Annotated in this window: 26 protein-coding genes and 1 pseudogene; 16 read left to right on the top strand and 11 right to left on the bottom strand. The window is 21.6% G+C overall.

Annotated elements, in window-relative coordinates:
* Positions 1 to 87: 87 nt before the first annotated feature.
* The 4 genes from AAHM78_RS11310 to AAHM78_RS11295 form a co-directional block, all read right to left on the bottom strand.
* Positions 88 to 2,274, bottom strand: a complete 2,187-nt coding sequence (locus AAHM78_RS11310; protein ID WP_342253229.1) for an ATP-dependent helicase — start codon at positions 2,272 to 2,274, stop codon at positions 88 to 90.
* Between the two features lie 35 nt (positions 2,275 to 2,309).
* Positions 2,310 to 3,005 carry an RDD family protein gene (locus AAHM78_RS11305; protein WP_252320210.1) on the bottom strand — a complete coding sequence of 232 codons (696 nt, stop codon included), beginning with the start codon at positions 3,003 to 3,005 and terminating at the stop codon, positions 2,310 to 2,312.
* Between the two features lie 4 nt (positions 3,006 to 3,009).
* Positions 3,010 to 4,008, bottom strand: coding sequence for a glycosyltransferase family A protein (locus AAHM78_RS11300; RefSeq protein WP_342253228.1), 999 nt, complete (start codon positions 4,006 to 4,008; stop codon positions 3,010 to 3,012).
* A gap of 73 nt (positions 4,009 to 4,081) precedes the next feature.
* On the bottom strand, positions 4,082 to 4,897 hold the full coding sequence (locus AAHM78_RS11295; RefSeq protein WP_342253227.1) for a hypothetical protein: 816 nt from the start codon (positions 4,895 to 4,897) through the stop codon (positions 4,082 to 4,084).
* A gap of 325 nt (positions 4,898 to 5,222) precedes the next feature.
* On the opposite strand from AAHM78_RS11295, the gene AAHM78_RS11290 reads away from it, so the two are divergent.
* On the top strand, positions 5,223 to 6,044 hold the full coding sequence (locus AAHM78_RS11290) for an IS1595 family transposase (RefSeq protein WP_342252843.1): 822 nt from the start codon (positions 5,223 to 5,225) through the stop codon (positions 6,042 to 6,044).
* A gap of 237 nt (positions 6,045 to 6,281) precedes the next feature.
* Here the strand turns inward: AAHM78_RS11290 and AAHM78_RS11285 are convergent, their stop codons facing one another.
* The gene (locus tag AAHM78_RS11285; protein WP_342253226.1) at positions 6,282 to 7,067 is read right to left on the bottom strand and encodes a WD40 repeat domain-containing protein; all 786 of its coding nucleotides are present in this window, start codon (positions 7,065 to 7,067) and stop codon (positions 6,282 to 6,284) included.
* Positions 7,068 to 7,123: 56 nt separating this feature from the next.
* Here AAHM78_RS11285 and AAHM78_RS11280 point away from each other — a divergent pair, with 56 nt between their 5' ends.
* Positions 7,124 to 7,516 (top strand): transposase family protein, encoded by a 393-nt coding sequence (locus AAHM78_RS11280; protein ID WP_342253225.1) that lies wholly within the window; start codon positions 7,124 to 7,126, stop codon positions 7,514 to 7,516.
* A gap of 50 nt (positions 7,517 to 7,566) precedes the next feature.
* The gene (locus tag AAHM78_RS11275) at positions 7,567 to 7,941 is read left to right on the top strand and encodes a transposase family protein (RefSeq protein WP_342255114.1); all 375 of its coding nucleotides are present in this window, start codon (positions 7,567 to 7,569) and stop codon (positions 7,939 to 7,941) included.
* Between the two features lie 13 nt (positions 7,942 to 7,954).
* On the opposite strand, the gene AAHM78_RS11270 is transcribed toward AAHM78_RS11275, so the two are convergent.
* Positions 7,955 to 8,125, bottom strand: a complete 171-nt coding sequence (locus AAHM78_RS11270) for a hypothetical protein (RefSeq protein ID WP_342253224.1) — start codon at positions 8,123 to 8,125, stop codon at positions 7,955 to 7,957.
* Between the two features lie 309 nt (positions 8,126 to 8,434).
* Positions 8,435 to 10,042 (bottom strand): YhgE/Pip family protein, encoded by a 1,608-nt coding sequence (locus AAHM78_RS11265; RefSeq protein WP_342253223.1) that lies wholly within the window; start codon positions 10,040 to 10,042, stop codon positions 8,435 to 8,437.
* An 87-nt stretch (positions 10,043 to 10,129) separates the two neighbouring features.
* Here AAHM78_RS11265 and tpx point away from each other — a divergent pair, with 87 nt between their 5' ends.
* Entirely contained in the window at positions 10,130 to 10,636 is a 507-nt protein-coding gene (tpx, locus tag AAHM78_RS11260) for a thiol peroxidase (RefSeq protein WP_342253222.1), read from the top strand.
* A 49-nt stretch (positions 10,637 to 10,685) separates the two neighbouring features.
* Here the strand turns inward: tpx and AAHM78_RS11255 are convergent.
* Both AAHM78_RS11255 and AAHM78_RS11250 read right to left on the bottom strand, forming a co-directional pair.
* Positions 10,686 to 10,988: pseudogene (locus AAHM78_RS11255) on the bottom strand (transposase); the annotation flags it as partial.
* Between the two features lie 88 nt (positions 10,989 to 11,076).
* Positions 11,077 to 11,526 carry a hypothetical protein gene (locus tag AAHM78_RS11250; protein WP_342253220.1) on the bottom strand — a complete coding sequence of 150 codons (450 nt, stop codon included), beginning with the start codon at positions 11,524 to 11,526 and terminating at the stop codon, positions 11,077 to 11,079.
* 67 nt (positions 11,527 to 11,593) lie between these two features.
* Here AAHM78_RS11250 and AAHM78_RS11245 point away from each other — a divergent pair, with 67 nt between their 5' ends.
* Positions 11,594 to 12,553 carry an IS1595 family transposase gene (locus AAHM78_RS11245; RefSeq protein ID WP_342253219.1) on the top strand — a complete coding sequence of 320 codons (960 nt, stop codon included), beginning with the start codon at positions 11,594 to 11,596 and terminating at the stop codon, positions 12,551 to 12,553.
* Positions 12,554 to 12,638: 85 nt separating this feature from the next.
* Here the strand turns inward: AAHM78_RS11245 and AAHM78_RS11240 are convergent, their stop codons facing one another.
* Positions 12,639 to 12,920, bottom strand: a complete 282-nt coding sequence (locus AAHM78_RS11240) for a hypothetical protein (RefSeq protein WP_342253218.1) — start codon at positions 12,918 to 12,920, stop codon at positions 12,639 to 12,641.
* A gap of 56 nt (positions 12,921 to 12,976) precedes the next feature.
* Here AAHM78_RS11240 and AAHM78_RS11235 point away from each other — a divergent pair, with 56 nt between their 5' ends.
* Together AAHM78_RS11235 and AAHM78_RS11230 are read left to right on the top strand one after the other, a co-directional pair.
* Positions 12,977 to 13,369, top strand: a complete 393-nt coding sequence (locus AAHM78_RS11235; RefSeq protein WP_342252835.1) for a transposase family protein — start codon at positions 12,977 to 12,979, stop codon at positions 13,367 to 13,369.
* A gap of 50 nt (positions 13,370 to 13,419) precedes the next feature.
* Positions 13,420 to 13,794 carry a transposase family protein gene (locus tag AAHM78_RS11230; RefSeq protein ID WP_342255154.1) on the top strand — a complete coding sequence of 125 codons (375 nt, stop codon included), beginning with the start codon at positions 13,420 to 13,422 and terminating at the stop codon, positions 13,792 to 13,794.
* Positions 13,795 to 13,807: 13 nt separating this feature from the next.
* On the opposite strand, the gene AAHM78_RS11225 is transcribed toward AAHM78_RS11230, so the two are convergent.
* Positions 13,808 to 14,119: a transposase family protein gene (locus tag AAHM78_RS11225; RefSeq protein ID WP_342253217.1), complete on the bottom strand. Its 312-nt coding sequence runs from the start codon at positions 14,117 to 14,119 to the stop codon at positions 13,808 to 13,810.
* A 110-nt stretch (positions 14,120 to 14,229) separates the two neighbouring features.
* Between AAHM78_RS11225 and AAHM78_RS11220 the strand changes: the two genes are divergently transcribed.
* The 9 genes from AAHM78_RS11220 to AAHM78_RS11180 all read left to right on the top strand — a co-directional run bounded on the left by AAHM78_RS11220 (position 14,230) and on the right by AAHM78_RS11180 (position 17,705).
* Entirely contained in the window at positions 14,230 to 14,391 is a 162-nt protein-coding gene (locus AAHM78_RS11220) for a hypothetical protein (protein ID WP_342253097.1), read from the top strand.
* On the top strand, positions 14,378 to 15,040 hold the full coding sequence (locus AAHM78_RS11215) for a PD-(D/E)XK nuclease family protein (protein ID WP_342253096.1): 663 nt from the start codon (positions 14,378 to 14,380) through the stop codon (positions 15,038 to 15,040). The genes AAHM78_RS11220 and AAHM78_RS11215 overlap by 14 nt, the downstream gene beginning before the upstream one ends.
* A gap of 1 nt (position 15,041) precedes the next feature.
* Entirely contained in the window at positions 15,042 to 15,848 is an 807-nt protein-coding gene (locus tag AAHM78_RS11210) for a recombinase RecT (protein WP_342253095.1), read from the top strand.
* 119 nt (positions 15,849 to 15,967) lie between these two features.
* A complete protein-coding gene (locus AAHM78_RS11205) occupies positions 15,968 to 16,135 on the top strand; it encodes a hypothetical protein (RefSeq protein ID WP_342253094.1) in 168 nt (55 codons plus the stop codon).
* Complete coding sequence (locus tag AAHM78_RS11200; protein ID WP_342253093.1) at positions 16,128 to 16,766, top strand: hypothetical protein; 639 nt, start codon at positions 16,128 to 16,130, stop codon at positions 16,764 to 16,766. The genes AAHM78_RS11205 and AAHM78_RS11200 overlap by 8 nt, the downstream gene beginning before the upstream one ends.
* Positions 16,766 to 17,062 (top strand): hypothetical protein, encoded by a 297-nt coding sequence (locus AAHM78_RS11195; RefSeq protein WP_342253216.1) that lies wholly within the window; start codon positions 16,766 to 16,768, stop codon positions 17,060 to 17,062. Before AAHM78_RS11200 ends, AAHM78_RS11195 begins: the two co-directional genes overlap by 1 nt.
* Positions 17,062 to 17,256: a hypothetical protein gene (locus AAHM78_RS11190; RefSeq protein ID WP_342253091.1), complete on the top strand. Its 195-nt coding sequence runs from the start codon at positions 17,062 to 17,064 to the stop codon at positions 17,254 to 17,256. The genes AAHM78_RS11195 and AAHM78_RS11190 overlap by 1 nt, the downstream gene beginning before the upstream one ends.
* Before the next feature lie 2 nt (positions 17,257 to 17,258).
* Positions 17,259 to 17,519 carry a hypothetical protein gene (locus AAHM78_RS11185; RefSeq protein WP_342253090.1) on the top strand — a complete coding sequence of 87 codons (261 nt, stop codon included), beginning with the start codon at positions 17,259 to 17,261 and terminating at the stop codon, positions 17,517 to 17,519.
* 3 nt (positions 17,520 to 17,522) lie between these two features.
* A complete protein-coding gene (locus tag AAHM78_RS11180) occupies positions 17,523 to 17,705 on the top strand; it encodes a hypothetical protein (protein WP_342253089.1) in 183 nt (60 codons plus the stop codon).
* Positions 17,706 to 17,790: the final 85 nt, after the last annotated feature.

Raw genomic sequence — 17,790 nt, 5'->3', positions numbered from 1 at the left:
TCTTATAAAAAAATATTTTTTTTATAAGAAATTTTTTAAAAACACTTAAAAATGTCCAAAAAATAGACATTTTTAATAAAAATAAATTTATACAAATTTTTTAATAGCAATATGATTAGAACTAATAATTCTAATACCACCATGATTTTTATGAAAAGCAACTTGAATTTTATCACCAATTAATTTAGTAATAATACCTTTTCCAAAAATTTCATGAATAATTATATCTCCAACATTTCAATTATTAGTTATTTCAACCTTATCTTTATTATCAGCTTTATAGTAATTAAATTTAGAATGATTACGATTTTGATAAGTTGCTGCCATTTCTTGGTGTTCGTTATTAATGATTTTTAAATATTTAAGATCTAAATCTTTTAAGAAACGAGATGGTTGTTTCATACGATCCAAGATATATGAATATCCACTGGCACTAGATAAAAATAATCATTTTTTTGCCCTAGTAATTGAAACATAAAAAAGTCGTCGTTCTTCTTCAATTTTATCTAAGTTTTCTATACTAAATTTACCTATTCCAGGTAAAATACCTTCATTAATGCCAACTATAAAAACAACATCAAATTCTAGACCTTTAGCACTGTGAATTGTCATTAAATTAACGGCTTTATTAGTACTATTTTCATCTAAATCAGTATATAAACTTACTTCTTGTAAAAATGACGTTAATAATTCTTCGCCTTGTAATTCATTATTACTACTATCATATTCAAGCAATTGTTCTAATAATTGTTGAACATTTTCAATTCTTTCTTTTTCAAGATTATCTTCTAGTTTTTTTAAATAATTAGTTTTATTTAATAAATTTTCAACCATGTTATGTAAAGAAGTAACATCTTTGATATTAGTTTGCATCTCATTAATTAAATTAATTAAAGGTTGTAAATGTTGACGATAATTTTTTGGTAATCCATACTGAAATTTAAATAAGTATTCATTTAAAGTTAGTGATTGTTCATTAGCAAGTAATAATAAGTTATCAATAGCTTTTGGTCCAATTTTAGGTGTTGCATTTAAAATTATAATCATTGATATATTATCATTTCAAACAATAATTTTTAAATACGCCAAAATGTCTTTAATCTCTTTACGTTCAAAAAATTTATAACCACCAAAAATTTTATAATTTATATTATTATTAATCAAAGCTTGTTCTAAATCTTTTGATAAATAATTATTACGATAAAGAATAGCAATTTTATTCAAATCTAAATGATATTTTAAATGAATTTTTTTAACAGTTGTTGCAACTCAATGTGCTTCTTGATCACTACTACTAGCATGATACATAACAATATCATTACCAAGATCATTTTTAGTAAACAGTTCTTTTTCAATACGTTGAACATTATTTTTAATTAAACTATTAGCTGTATTTAAAATCTTAGTTGTTGAACGATAATTTTGATTTAAAATAAATGTTTGTGTATTAGGAAATTGTTTAGTAAAATTCAATATTAAATTAATATTTGCTCCTCTTCAACTATAAATAGTTTGATCAGGATCACCAACTACAGTAATATTTTTATGATTTTTAGCAAGTGATAATAAAATATTATATTGAATATCATTAGTGTCTTGAAATTCATCAACTAAAATAAAATCAAATTTCTTTTCTCATTTTGTTAAAATATGTGGAAATTCTTTAAATAGACGTTCAACTAATAATAATAAATCATCAAAATCTAAACATGAATTAATAAATTGATATTTTTTATACGATTCAAAAACTTTGATACGTAAAATTCACTCATCTTGATTTTGATAATCAGCTAATAATTGATCTTGAGAAAGATAATTATTTTTTCAGTTAGAAATATTAGAACTTAATAATCTTAACTCCTGCAATTCAGCTTTATGTGAAAATTCTTTTTGAAAAATATCTTTTAATATTTTTCGTTGATCTTCTTGATCAATAATATTAAAATTATTATTAATATTTAAATGATGAATATCTCTTCTTAATATTTTGGCACATAATGCATGATAAGTAACAATATTAACATTAATGTTAGTATCATTTAAAAGTTGAATTATTCGTTCTTTCATTTCACGTGCTGCTTTATTAGTAAAAGTTAATGCCAATATTTTTTCACTAGCAATTTTAATTACATTAATTAAGTAAGCAATCTTATATGTTATAACCCGCGTCTTTCCAACTCCAGCCCCCGCAATAATACGACATGGGCCATCAACATTAATAATGGCTTGTAGTTGTTGTTCATTTAGATTTTCTAAAAGTTTTGTTTTATCCATGTTATTTATCCTTAAGTTAGTAAGAGTATATACTATTAAAGACTATTTATATTTTCTAATTCGTCATCATTAATATTTCCTGGTTGAGAATAAACTAAATGAATATGTGGATCATTAACGTTAGTTGATATCTTCCTTTTATTAGTTGCAAGTGGTTTCTTGTTAATGACAAAAGTTTTGTGATAACGATCAAAGAATAGCTGATGATATTTATCAATTTTAGTGACGATCATAATCCCACAATACCAAGCAAAATCAAAACTAACTACAGAACGAATAAGAATATTTAATCAAGAATTTAAAGTACTATTACTATTAATAGTAGCAATGTTTTCATTAAAAGTCAATTTCATAAAAAGAATTATTGAAGTGGTTAATAATAGAGGAATAAAAACTAAAAATAGTTCACGATAAAAAAAATGTTTTAACTTTAAATCTTGATTTTTTTCATTTACTAATCTTATTTGAAAAATTAATTTTCCCAAAGTTTGACCCTTACATTTTCATGGGATAATAACAAAATATATAATTACAACAATTATATTAATAATAAAAATAATTATTAATTGTCATGATTCTTGATTACCTTTATTATCTAAATAATGAATTGCTAATCCAATTATTAATGGGATTAAACTAACAAAAATCACGTCAAAAATACGTGCAATAATACGTTTTCATGTTTTAGCTATTATATATGTTTCGGTTGTATCTAATTTTTTAATATTCATTTTTTTACTCTCAATATTTTGAATCATCTCTAATATTATTATCTTTAAAATATTTCTTAAAATAAGTACTTAGATCAGGAGCATAAGTGGTAAATTTATCATTTGGATTAATAGTATTAAAATAAGAATTTTTTTTAAAATTTTTAAATTTAAATTCAATAATTTCTTTGACACGATTATATGTTTTTTCAATTAATGCAGGTTTTTTAGAAATACTAATAAATCTTAAAAGAGTATATAGATAGTATCTAACAAAAGCATATTCCAACTCTTCATATAAAACTTTTTTAATTTTATAATTATTATAATAGTTTAAAATATGTATTCATTGGTGCATTAGTTCAAAAATATTATCATTTTCCAATGTGTTATTTTTAGACGTTAATAATGTTTCATTAATTGCATAATATGTTTTACAATGTGCTAAAAATGAGTATAAAAATAAACTATCAAATTGGATTTCTTTACGAAATTGTAAATTATATTCATTAATAATACTAACTTTCATGATTTTTGTTGTTAAAACTGGTGTTGTTAAAGCAAAGACTATTTTTCCTTGTGTTGTATTTAAATTATATATTTTATTAACTTCAGTTCTAATTGTTGAATGAAAAACATTATTTATATCAAATTCATAACGAACACAATATTCAATACAATCTAAATCCTTATTATTATCTAAAATTTTATTAACTGTTTCAACAAAATTAACGCTAAGAATTTCGGTTGGATTTAAAATAACTACATATTGTCCGGAAATATATTTAAGGCCAAGATTACGACTAATGGCAATACCTGATACTTGATAATTAGTAATCATTTTTAAATTTTGTGGATATAATTTAAAATATTTACTAAATATCTCCAAATTTTCATTGTTAACGCCATCATCAACAACAACAACTTCAAAATTAGTTTTTTTATTTACAAAAATCTTTGATAAAAAAGAATCTAAGTGCTCGGATTCAAATGAAGTTGTATATAAAATAAAACTTAGTAGCATAATAAATATTTCCTCTCTTTTATAAATAATTATAACACTTCTTTAACAATTTTAAGTGAAGGTTTATCAACATTTATTTTTTATTTTTTTGATTACTATTTTTAAGTTTATTTTTAGATACTAAAGTAGATTTTTCTATATTATTTGTTTCTTTAATAACTTTAACAGTCATATTTTTATGATCAAAAATAGTTTTTAAATTACCTTCAATAATAACAGTTTCAGTATTATTAGGTTTAATAACGTTTCGTTTTGCGGGCTTGCTAACTTTTTTCTTTTTTTGTCCTTTTAATATTTCTGCTCTTAATAAAGCACGTGTTTTTCTAATTTCAAATTTTTCAAATTTAAAAAGAAATGATTTAATAAACTTTTTATACGAATTAACAAAATATCGAAGTCTTTTCTTGCTTCGAGCATGATTATCATATTTTAATAAAATACAAACATAGTTTAATTCATTTATTGCTTCTGATTCAATTAATGAATTAAAAAAACTGTGATAATTATGACTTAAGTTATATGGTTGACCAGATATTGGGCTTTTATAAGGAGTAAAACCTAGATTACCAGTAGTTTTATAATACTTAAAATCAGCAACTCGTGTTGTCATTTGTCCCTTAGGATGCTCTGGTGATTTAATTTCTGATATTTTAAAAATATTCTTTGTATCAAATTCTAAAAAATAGCAATATACCTTATGAACAAAGTTACCTGCAGTTTTAAAAGCAATATATAAATCTACTTTTGCTTCATAATTTAAATTATCAAAAATACTAACGTATGGTTGATAAAAATCATATTTTTTATCAATAATTTCTCAACCTTGTTTTTTAATAGTAAGTTCAATCTCATCAGCACAAATATTTGGATTTAAAATAATTTTCTTCATTTTATACTCCTAACTCTAATATTTTCTAAGTCTATTTTATCAAATTATATATAAAGTGTGGTCTAAGAAAATTTTTCACTTTGATTAATAATTAAAGTACTTTTATTTTTACTATTAAACAACTAACAATCATCATAAAATTATCTTTAAACTATATGAATATATCATATATTTCTACACATATTAAAGTTCTTCTCTTTTAAAAACTTTTAGCAAAAATTATATTAAACTTTATTTATTACTTTTTCTAAAATAATATAGAAATGATGAATATATTATTAATAAATAAACGGACTTCTCCCCACATGTACTTGTGGAGGAAACAATGAAATTGAATGAGTTCAACAATATATTTCAAACAGAAAAAGATTGTTTGAAATATATAGCAAGTTTGAAGGAAAACAAATGTATGAGGTGTTCTTGAACAAATTTGAATACTTCTGATTTAAGAAGAATAAGATGTTTGAAATGTCATCAAACATTTAGTATTCTTCATGACACCATTTTTTACAAGTCACAAACACCTTTGACATCTTGGTTTTATCTCATCTTTAGATGAATAAACACCAAACATGGAATTCCATCAACTGATGTTGCAAAAGAATTGGGAGTAACTTTGAAAACTGCTTGAAGAATGGGTCATAAAATCCGAAGTGCAATTGCAAAACAAGAACCTCAATTCATTGTTGAGGGCATAGTGCAAATGGATGAAATGTATCTTTCACATATGGGTTTTAAAAAACAAGGAAGATCCTTAAAAAATAAAACTTTGATTGTTGGGATTTATGAAAAAACAACCAATAATTTAATTGTGAAAGTGTTGAAAAATGCAAATCAAAAAAATCTTTTGCAATTTGCAAGAAACCACATTTCTTCAAAGTGTGATGTACATACTGATTCTTGAAAAGGATATCGCCATTTTAAATCAGTTTTCACTAAGCATGAAACAGTTAACCATCAAGATGGTTATGTTTCAAAAACTGGTGTAAACATAAACCAGATTGAATCGGCATGAAAGCACATCAGACGAACATTTAAAACACATATCAAAGTTGAAAAACATCATGTTCATTTATACGCAAAAGAATCGGCATATAAATTCAACAATATACCTAGTTTTGAAACTGTAATGTTATGTTTGATTTAAAAATGTGGGGAGAAGTCCGTAGATAGGCTTTTCTCAGCATTTATGTGATAAAATTTAAAAATAGTACATAAAGGGAGAAAAGCCTAAATAAAATACTAGGAAACTATATATTAATTAAAAAAGAATACTAACATTAATATTAGTATTCTTTTTTAATTAATAATTTTTCTTCATCTATAACTTATTTCTTTTATTTTTTTGCAAAAATAATAGTAATAATAAAAATATCTAATTTACTTAATCTGAATAATAAACACCATTACTACTTCCAATATACATTTTTTTAGTTGCACCATTGAATATTAATTTTTTAATACTAATATTAACTTTAAATTGAAGTTTATCAAAGGTTGATAATCCATAACTTTTTCAAAGATTACTAGTATTATCACCAACATATATACAGTTATCATTATTAATGACAATAGATGTTAAACAATTTGATAATGGATGTAATTGAAATCTAAAAAAAGAATTCTTATTATTATCTTTTTTTCAAACTTGCCCTGACATCTCAGTAGCATAAACATTACCTAAATTATCAAATTTTAAATCAGTAATTTTACTACCGGTAGTAAGAAGTTCCTTAAATTTTTGATCACCACCAATAGTTTTATAAATTTGACCATCAGTAGTAGCAGCGTAAATACATTTATCATTATTATTATCTTTAATTATTGCAGAAATTTTTCCTTTAGTTCCAGGAATAGTTTGCAATCATTCTTGTCCAAATGATTGATAATATGATTTAACATCATTATCTGTACCCATATAAAGATATTCTTCACCATCATTAGAAGTATAGACTATCATTGATAATAAGTTAAAATCAAATTTTTCAAGTAGTTTAAAATTATTACTATCATTATTTTTTATATAAATTTTTGTTTCATTTTTTGTTTCTTTTATAGCTACATAAACATTACCATTATTAGAAGTTGCTATTGCTTGAATAATACCTTCACTTTTAAATATTGGTTTAATATCTTTATTATTTTCACTAATATAATAGACTTGGTGCAAAACCTTTAATTTTAACAATTTAACGATTATTATTAATATTAAAGGTGATAGTTATTATGTTGAAAAAATATAAAGATGATCAAGAATTTTATAGTTTAGTCGGCATAAAGCCACAAACATTTTATAAAATGCTTGAAATTTTAAAAATTGCTGAGTCTAAACAAAAATATTATGGTGGTAGAACAAATAAAATTGTAATTGAAGAGCGTTTATTAATGACTTTAGAATATTGAAAAGACTATAGTAGTTATAGAGTTATTGCAAAAAGATATAATATTAGTCATACTAGTTGCATTCGTAATATTTTTTGAATTGAAAATATTTTAATAAAAAGCGGAATTTTTAATTTACCTGGAAAAAAAGATTTAACAAAAAATAAAGGTACTAATAATAATTTGTTAGCTATTGATGCTACTGAAACTCCAATTGAAAGAATTAAAAAAAACTAAAATTACTTTTTTCAGGTAAAAAGAAACATCATTCTCTCAAATCCCAAATAATTATTGATATTTCCAATGGAAAAATTATTTCAACTGCTTTTTGTTTTGGAAGCATTCATGATTTTAAATTGCTTCTAAAATCTAAAACTTTTATTCATCCAGAAAAACAAGTTTTTGTTGATTCAGGTTATCAATGTATACAAAATATTCATAAAAATACATTTTTGCCATTTAAAAAAAGTAAATACAATCCATTAACACCAATTCAAAAACAATACAATAAAACTTTAAGTAAAATTAGAATTAAAATTGAACACGTATTTGCTAAACTAAAACGTTTTAAAATTTTAAGTTTAAAATATCGCAATAAAATACGAAGATTTGCATTAAGATTTAATTTAATAGCAGGAATATATAATTTTGAATTACCTTAGTTTTGCACCCAGTCTAATAAATAATACCTTCATCATTAGCAGCATAAACATTGCCTTTTTGATCACTAGTTATTGATTGAATTACACCACTAGTTCCTTCTAATTTTGAAAATGTTTCATGGTTATTAACCAAACAATTTTTAATTAATTTGTTATTAGAAACATGAGTATTAATTGAAAGCATAGTCCCTGAACTAGCAAAAAAAAGTTATAGTAAACATTGTTAATAATTTTTTAAAATGCATAAGTTTTTTTCCTCTTTTACTTTTTTATTATTTTTTAAAATGTATAAGTTTTTTTTCCTCTTTTACTTTTTTATTATTTTTTTTAAATATTTATGTTTTTTATTTTATAAATTAATATCTACAAAAGATATATCTTTGGTAGATATTAATTTAAGTTTATAATTGAAAAAAATAATATACAACATTCTTTTAAGTACTCTATTTTTATTAGAAAGTATTAATAAAAAGGACACCTAAAAATATAATGTTTAGTTCTCATCAGTAGTATTTTTATTTTTTAATGATGAAGAATTATTAACAACTAATTTATTTTTTTTATTTCCGACTTCATTTTTTGCATCTTTATGATCATGTCATCAATTAAGTAACAACGATAATGGTACTAAAATAATAATAAATATTAATAAACAACCAATACTTCATAAAATAGTCATTGGATTAGGATTAATAAGAATTTCTCTTAATCCTTTTATTGCATAACTAAATGGTAAAAAATTATACATTACTTGAAAAAACTTGGGTTCTAATTCAACAGGAAAAGTACCACTTGATGAAGAAAGTTGTAGTATTAAAAGAATAACAATTAAAAATCTACCCAAATCATGATTACGAAACATGTGAGCAATTGATTGAACAACCAAATCAAAAATAATTGCTATTAATCACATGTATAAAAACATTTGTCAAAATCGTTGTCATAAATCAATATTATTAAATAATAGTAATAATGAAGTTACTAAAATTGTTGACTGAATTAAACCAAAAATAATCATTCATGCTGATTTAGCTAAATAGTTTGATCAAAATTTAGTTTTCGGAATATCTTTATTTCTAATAAAAGTAAAAGTTAATAATAAAGTACCTACTCACATTCCAATACACATGAAATATGGACCCAAACCAAATCCATAAGGAGATTTATCTTGACCTTCAATATTAATATTAAAATTAATAAAGTTAATAGGCGCCAATAAAGTATGATTCATTCAATAATCATGTTCTAAAACTTTAATATGTTTAATCTCTTCGTTTCTTGTTACACTATCAATATTATCATTAAATTGTTCGGCATGAGGACCTAAACCAGGAACAACAATTGAAAGAATACCATAAATTTCTTTTAAAATTGGTTGTAAATGGTGATAACCTGAATCAGAAGCATCTTTATCTCAATAATCAAATACTTGATCACTAATAACAACAGGTAAAAACTTACTAAAAATATTATCTTTTAATGCATTTAAAGCAAAATCATTAATTTCACCTAAAATCGGACTAACTTTATATGAAGCTTGTAAACTAATTTTTGGTCTAATAGTAATTTGATTAATAAGATTCCAAATTCTTTCTGGAGTTTTAATATTATCAATAACTACTTTAAAAGCTTGTTTAAAAAAATCATTAAAATTCTTAGTAAAACAACTATCAAGAATAATTTCAGTTAAAAAAGTTTTGTCATTTTGATGTTGATAATAACTTTTTCAATCATCATAATAATAAACAGTAAATGTTTTTTTCTCATTGTTAATTTGTAAATCATTAATTTTAAATTCATAAGCACCACTACTATTAGGATTTTCATTATCCAAATTTAAATTATGTCGATTAATAACACGATTAATTCCTACTGCAGAACTATCGTTATTAACTAAAGCAATTGGTAAACGATTAATATTTCCCAATGGATTAAAAAAAGCTCATAAAGCAATAAAAGCATATAAAAACGGAATAAAACATAGTGCAATACTTTTAATAATTGTTCTTTTATTTTTATAAATGTGTTTAGTCCCCACTGCTTTAAAAACCATTTTAAATTCTTGAATAGCAATTTTAAATTTATTTAAAATTTTTAACACTTTGTTACTCCTTAATAGATTATCTTTAATAAATTTAGTTATAATAATATTATAAATACATTTGATAAAAAGGGAGAAAAAAATATTATGTTGCAATTAACAATTAAAGGTAAACCCGTTCATATTAAAAATGAAATAATCAAAGTTGGAGATACTTTATCATTTTCTGCAGTTAATAAAACAATGGATAATATGAATTTAGAACCATTCACTAATAAATTTAAGATTATTTCTAGTGTACCCAGCATTGATACTAAAACTTGTGCTTTACAAACTATACACTTTAATAAAGAGGCTACTAAATTAAAATATTTAGTTATCATTACTATTTCCAAAGATTTACCATTTGCTCAAAGTCGCTTTTGTGAAAAACTAAAAATGAATAATAATTTTCATATTTGAAGTGATTATCGTAATAATGAAAATAATTTTAGTAATACTACTAATTTATTAATTGATGAAATCCAATTATTAGCACGTACTATTATCATTGTTGATAAAAATAATAAAGTTATATATTTACAAATTGTTAAAGAAGTAACATTAGAACCAAATTATGATGAAGTTCTAAAATTTATTAAAACTTTAACATAAAAAAAGTTGAGGCTTTTATGTAATCTGTGTATCTTTGTTTTACAAGGTACTAGTTTAGATTAATTCTGTCTTCAAATTTTATCATAAAATGAGCAATTGCTGTATTTCAATTTTGAATAGGCATTGTTCATTTTTTTGTTATATTTTCAATTGCTAAGTAAAATATTTTGAAAACTGCCATATCGTTAGGAAAAACTTTTTTATTTCTAATAACTTTTCGTAATTGACTATTAACAGATTCAATAGCATTTGTAGTATAAATTACTCTTTTAATTTCTGGTAGATAACTAATAAAAACCATTAAATTATCTCAATTTTTATATCAATATTTAGTAATTTGAGGATATTGTTTTAATTTTCAAAAAAACTCTTGATGAAATAAAAAAAATCATCAACCTGGCCTAAAATTTGATTTTATTTAATTTCGGGATTTATTTTTTTTACAAACTGAAATATAATGCTTCAGATTTTGCATAAGGTGATATTTCATAATGTTGGTATTTAAATTTTCATAAATTGAGGTAATTTCGAATATTGGTAAATCCAATGCCGTGATAATGAGTAATAAATTCTTTTAAACTTGATTGTATTTTACTGATATTACTTAAATTTTTATAATTTAATTCTTTATTTTCTTTTGATTTAAATTTCTTGAGAGTACATTTTGTTTGTTTAGCTACTGTATCATATAGTATTTGCATATCACAAACTATAATTGATTTTTCTTCGATAAGCTTAGATGTTAAATTTTCTTGTACTCATTTTTTTGTTAATCTTTTAGTATTTGTTGTTTGAGCATAAATATTTTTATTTTCATCAATTGCCATTTCAATACAACAGTTTAAATCTTTAGCATTTTCTTCAATTCATTTTTTTCTTTTAATTTTCACAAAAAATCTTGATATTACTTTTAATTTAAAATTAAAAGTAATATTTTTATATCAGGGGTGATTTTTTGTGACTAATAATGAATTAATTGATGTTTTAAAAAACAAAAAAAATGAAGAATTTATAAAAATTATTAGACATTTTAAAAATAGAATTAAACAAATTGAGAAAAAAGAAAAATTAGATGCAATTGATAAAAAATTTAAAGAAAAAGGAATTCAATGTCCAAATTGTAAATCTTATTGATGTGTAAAAAATGGTTTTAAGAATAATAAGCAAAAATATTTATGCAAAGATTGTAAAAGTAGCTTTGATGCTTTAAGAAATCATTTTTTACATTGAAGTCATTTATCTCATGAACAATGAGATTGAATAATTTGATTGTCATTGTTAGGTCAATCCGCTTATACTATTTCTCAATTTGCTAAAATTTCAAAAACATCAGCATGATTTAATCGTCAAAAATTTATGAAATCATCACAATTAGCAAAAACACAAAAACCATTCACAAAATTAAAAGGTAGAATTGAAATTGATGAAACTTTTATCAAAGAAATTCATAAAGGAAATTTCAAAAATCCAGATGATCCAAGAAAAAAATGAATTGAAGAAAATGCTAAAGATTTAAACTGTTGTATTGAAATGGCAATTGATGAAAATAAAAATATTTATGCTCAAACAACAAATACTAAAAGATTAACAAAAAAATGAGTACAAGAAAATTTAACATCTAAGCTTATCGAAGAAAAATCAATTATAGTTTGTGATATGCAAATACTATATGATACAGTAGCTAAACAAACAAAATGTACTCTCAAGAAATTTAAATCAAAAGAAAATAAAGAATTAAATTATAAAAATTTAAGTAATATCAGTAAAATACAATCAAGTTTAAAAGAATTTATTACTCATTATCATGGCATTGGATTTACCAATATTCAAAATTACCTCAATTTATGAAAATTTAAATACCAACATTATAAAATATCACCTTATGCAAAATCTGAAGCATTATATTTCAGTTTGTAAAAAAAATAAATCCCAAAATTAAATAAAATCAAATTTTAGGCCAGGTTGATGATTTTTTTTATTTCATCAAGAGTTTTTTTGAAAATTAAAATTTTTTTCTTGGATCATCTGTATTTTTGAAATTTCCTTTATGAATTTCTTTGATAAAAGTTTCATCAATTTCAATTCTACCTTTTAATTTTGTGAATGGTTTTTGTGTTTTTGCTAATTGTGATGATTTCATAAATTTTTGACGATTAAATCATGCTGATGTTTTTGAAATTTTAGCAAATTGAGAAATAGTATAAGCAGATTGACCTAACAATGAAAATCAAATTATTCAATCTCATTGTTCATGAGATAAATGACTTCAATAGACTTGGTGCAAAACCTTTAATTTTAACAATTTAACGATTATTATTAATATTAAAGGTGATGGTTATTATGTTGAAAAAATATAAAGATGATCAAGAATTTTATAGTTTAGTCGGCATAAAGCCACAAACATTTTATAAAATGCTTGAAATTTTAAAAATTGCTGAGTCTAAACAAAAATATTATGGTGGTAGAAAAAATAAAATTGTAATTGAAGAGCGTTTATTAATGACTTTAGAATATTGAAAAGACTATAGTAGTTATAGAGTTATTGCAAAAAGATATAATATTAGTCATACTAGTTGCATTCGTAATATTTTTTGAATTGAAAATATTTTAATAAAAAGCGGAATTTTTAATTTACCCGGAAAAAAAGATTTAACAAAAAATAAAGGTACTAATAATAATTTGTTAGCTATTGATGCTACTGAAACTCCAATTGAAAGAATTAAAAAAAACTAAAATTAATTTTTTCAGGTAAAAAGAAACATCATTCTCTCAAATCCCAAATAATTATTGATATTTCCAATGGAAAAATTATTTCAACTGCTTTTTGTTTTGGAAGCATTCATGATTTTAAATTGCTTCTAAAATCTAAAACTTTTATTCATCCAGAAAAACAAGTTTTTGTTGATTCAGTTTATCAAGGTATACAAAATATTCATAAAAATACATTTTTGCCATTTAAAAAAAGTAAATACAATCAATTAACACCAATTCAAAAAGAATACAATAAAACTTTAAGTAAAATTAGAATTAAAATTGAACACGTATTTGCTAAACTAAAACGTTTTAAAATTTTAAGTTTAAAATATCGCAATAAAATACGAAGATTTGCATTAAGATTTAATTTAATAGCAGGAATATATAATTTTGAATTACCTTAGTTTTGCACCAAGTCTAATCTTTTTTTCCGGGTAAATTAAAAATTCCGCTTTTTATTAAAATATTTTCAATTCAAAAAATATTACGAATGCAACTAGTATGACTAATATTATATCTTTTTGCAATAACTCTATAACTACTATAGTCTTTTCAATATTCTAAAGTCATTAATAAACGCTCTTCAATTACAATTTTATTTTTTCTACCACCATAATATTTTTGTTTAGACTCAGCAATTTTTAAAATTTCAAGCATTTTATAAAATGTTTGTGGCTTTATGCCGACTAAACTATAAAATTCTTGATCATCTTTATATTTTTTCAACATAATAACTATCACCTTTAATATTAATAATAATTGTTAAATTGTTAAAATTAAAGGTTTTGCACCAAGTCTATTATAAAAGAATTATTAAAGGTTAAAGGAGATGAATAAATATGGTAGCAGCACCTAAAAAGAAATCAGAAGATTTAATTATTAAACAAATTCATATTAGATTAAATAAAAATGATTATTATGAATTAAAAAAGATGTGTTTAGAAGAAGATATTACAATTAATAGTTTTGTAAATAATTTAATTAAAAATGCAATTAAATAATCAAAAAAATAATTTAATTTTTAAAAAAGAAACACATCAATATTTTATTCAAAATAAAGAATTAATATCAGTAAGTAAAATACTTGATTATTATTTAGGTAATTCATATTGTAAATGTAATAAATGTAAATATTGTTTTAATATTCATAATGCAAGAATTCGTGGTAATGTAGTTCATAAAGTAGCAGAATTATATTTTAAAAATATCACTATTAAAAATATAAATAATCAAATTAAAAATATTATTAAAGATTTATTTCCAGAAAATTATTTAAATTATTGTTATACATTATTAGAATATTTACCTTCTAAATTTATTGAAAATGCACAATATATTATTGAAAAAGCATTTAATTATGATATTGTTGCAGGAACACCTGATTTAATATTTAAAAATGAAAAATTAAATTTATATACAATAATTGATTTTAAAACTTATAAAGTTTTTAGTAAAGAATTATTAGAAAAATCAAAATTACAAATAATAGCATATTATTGATTATTAAAAAATAATAATTATGAATTATCAAATATACATTTTATATGTTGAATTAAAGAAAATGAAATTGAATTAATAAAAGTAGAAATAACAAATGAATTATTAATTGAATGAGAAAAAGCAATTTGAACATGAAGGGAATTAAAATAAAATGACAAATGAATTATTAGTTAAAAATATTAATAATTGTAATGTAGAAAAATTTATTAGACAAAAAGGTATTATTAATAATTTAGAAATTCAAAAATTTAAAAGTAATGTATTAGCAATTTCAAATCAATATGGTTTAGATAAAGCATATCCAGAAACAATTATTAATAGTTGTTATCAAGCAGTATTATTGAATTTACCATTAGAAAAGAATTTTGGTTATTGTTATATTGTACCTTATTGAGATAGTAATACAAAAGTAAATAATGCTCAATTTCAAATGGGATATAAAGGTTATATTCAATTAGCATTACGTTCACAACAATATAAAGAAATTAATGTAAGTGATGTTAGATTAACAGAAATTAAAAAAGTAGATAGACTTAAGGGAATTGAATTTAATTGAATACAAGATGATTTAGAAAGATTAAAACAACCCATTATTGGTTATGTAGCATATTTTCAATTAGTAAATGGTTTTGAAAAAACTTTATATATGTCAAAAGAACAAATAGAAAAACATTTTTTAAAATATTCAAAAACTTATGCAAAAAATAAAGAATTTATTGTTAGTGATTTTGATAGTATGGCGTTAAAAACTGTATTAACTCAATTATTAAGAAAATGGGGAATTATGAGTACTGAAATGCAAATTGCATATGAAAGTGACCAAGCAATTATTACTGAAAATAAAAAAATATATATTGATAATCCAAACAATAATATAGAAATAGAAAATAATACTAATTTTCAAAAATTAAAAGAAAATATTAAGAAATTAGATAAAGTAGTGTTTAAAAATGAATAAAAGAAAACAATTTAAATATGATAATAAATTAGTTGAACATGGAATTAAAGTTGCAAAAAAAAGATAAACAATTAATGAAAATATTAAAAAGATTAAGTTTAAATTAAGGAGAAATAATAATGAATAAAGAAAAATTATTTAAATATCTTAATAGCAAATTAAAAAATGCTGAAGAACAATATAATGATGAATTTTATCAAGATTTGCAACAATATATAAAAGGTGAAATTGATTTTATTAAAATTTTATGAATTTCAATAAAAAATGGAGACTTTGATAATGACTAATTATTTACTTTCAATTGACCCAAGTATTAAAAATACTGGATTTACTTTATGAGAAAAAGAATATAAATATGATAAAAATTTAAATTATTGACCTACTAGACAATATGTATATTGTGAAATTCATAATGATGATAATGCTTCATTAAAAATTATTAAAGAATGTCAAAATTGCTATGAAAATGAAATAATTTGAAAACCAATATTTGTTAAAAGTTTTTGTTTTAATAAATATAGTGAATATGAATTTGATAAACATTTAGATGTAGATGGAGTATTAAATTTTTGTAGTTATCGTGATTTTGATTTAATTATTGAACGTGGTACTTTTCATTCAAAAAATGGAATTGGTTATGAAACACAAGAACATTTACGTGGTTTTATTGCAGGACAATTTAATAAATTATTAACAAAAAATATGTTAATAAGTCCAAGTGAATGAAAGAAATGATATAAAAATAGACCTTTTGGAGCATATTGAGATATTAAAAATGAAAAATGAACAAAAGAAACATCATTAGCAATGGCACAAATCATTATTTCAGAAAATGAATGAGATTTTAATATTACTAATCATGATGAAGCAGATAGTTTATTAATTGGTTGATATTATTTAAATAAGGAGAATAAATAATGATGATAATAAGATGACAATGTGATTATTATGAAAATAATATAAGATGTGAAGAATATAGTAAAATTCAACCACATAAAGATTTGAATAATAATAGAGTTTATTGTGAAAATCATTGAAAAATAATTAATAAAATAAATCAAGAAAGAAAAGAATTTGCTATAAATCAATATAAACAAAAAATAATTAAATTTTTAAGAAAAGAATTTATTAATTTTGAAAATGATTTAATAAATTTACCAGTAATTAAAATTAATTTACTAATGGATAAAATTGAAAATGGAGAATTTGATTAATGCAAAAACAAAAACAAGAAAAAGTATTACTTAAATGTATTGTTAAAGATTGTAATAGTAAAGTATTAGTTACTTTAAAAACTTTAAACGTAGAAGATGGTGTAGTTCAATTTTTTAATATGTGTTATTTTCATAAAAAACAATTTAAAAATAAAATAAAAGAAATAAAAAATGAATATAAAAATAAGGAGTAATTATGAATTGATATGAATATGCATTAATAATATGAATTATTATAAGTATAATGTGAACTATTAATTTATTTTTAATAATTAAAATAAAAGAAAAACATATTTTAAAAATGCAAAATATAGATTTTAAACATTTAAGAAAAATAATAGATATGCAAGAAAATCATTTTCATAATATGTTAGATATTCATAAAGAAATGTTTGAAATAATAAATGAAAGAATAAATAAAATAATAGAATATCTTAATAATGAAAATAAGGAGTAAATAATGACTAAACGTGAATTTTTAATTAAATTAAAAGTAGATAAAGATAAAAATATTAAATTAGATTTTGAAAATGATTTAATTTATGAAAATATAGCATTATCTAGTTCATTTAATGAAAATTTTATAAATGAAATAATTGAATTATTAAATGATTATAAAAATATTGAATGAAATAATAACTAAATTATCGGTAATGTTTAGTAATCTGTGTAACTTACAAAAATAAATATGTTTAATTAATTCTAGTAAATATAATTAAATGACTAGA

This window comes from Spiroplasma endosymbiont of Zeiraphera isertana, assembly GCF_964030805.1.
GTDB lineage: Bacteria > Bacillota_I > Bacilli_A > Mycoplasmatales > VBWQ01 > Spiroplasma_E.
Note: the sequence above shows the minus strand (reverse complement) of the source record. Positions and strands in the feature narration are given on the sequence as shown.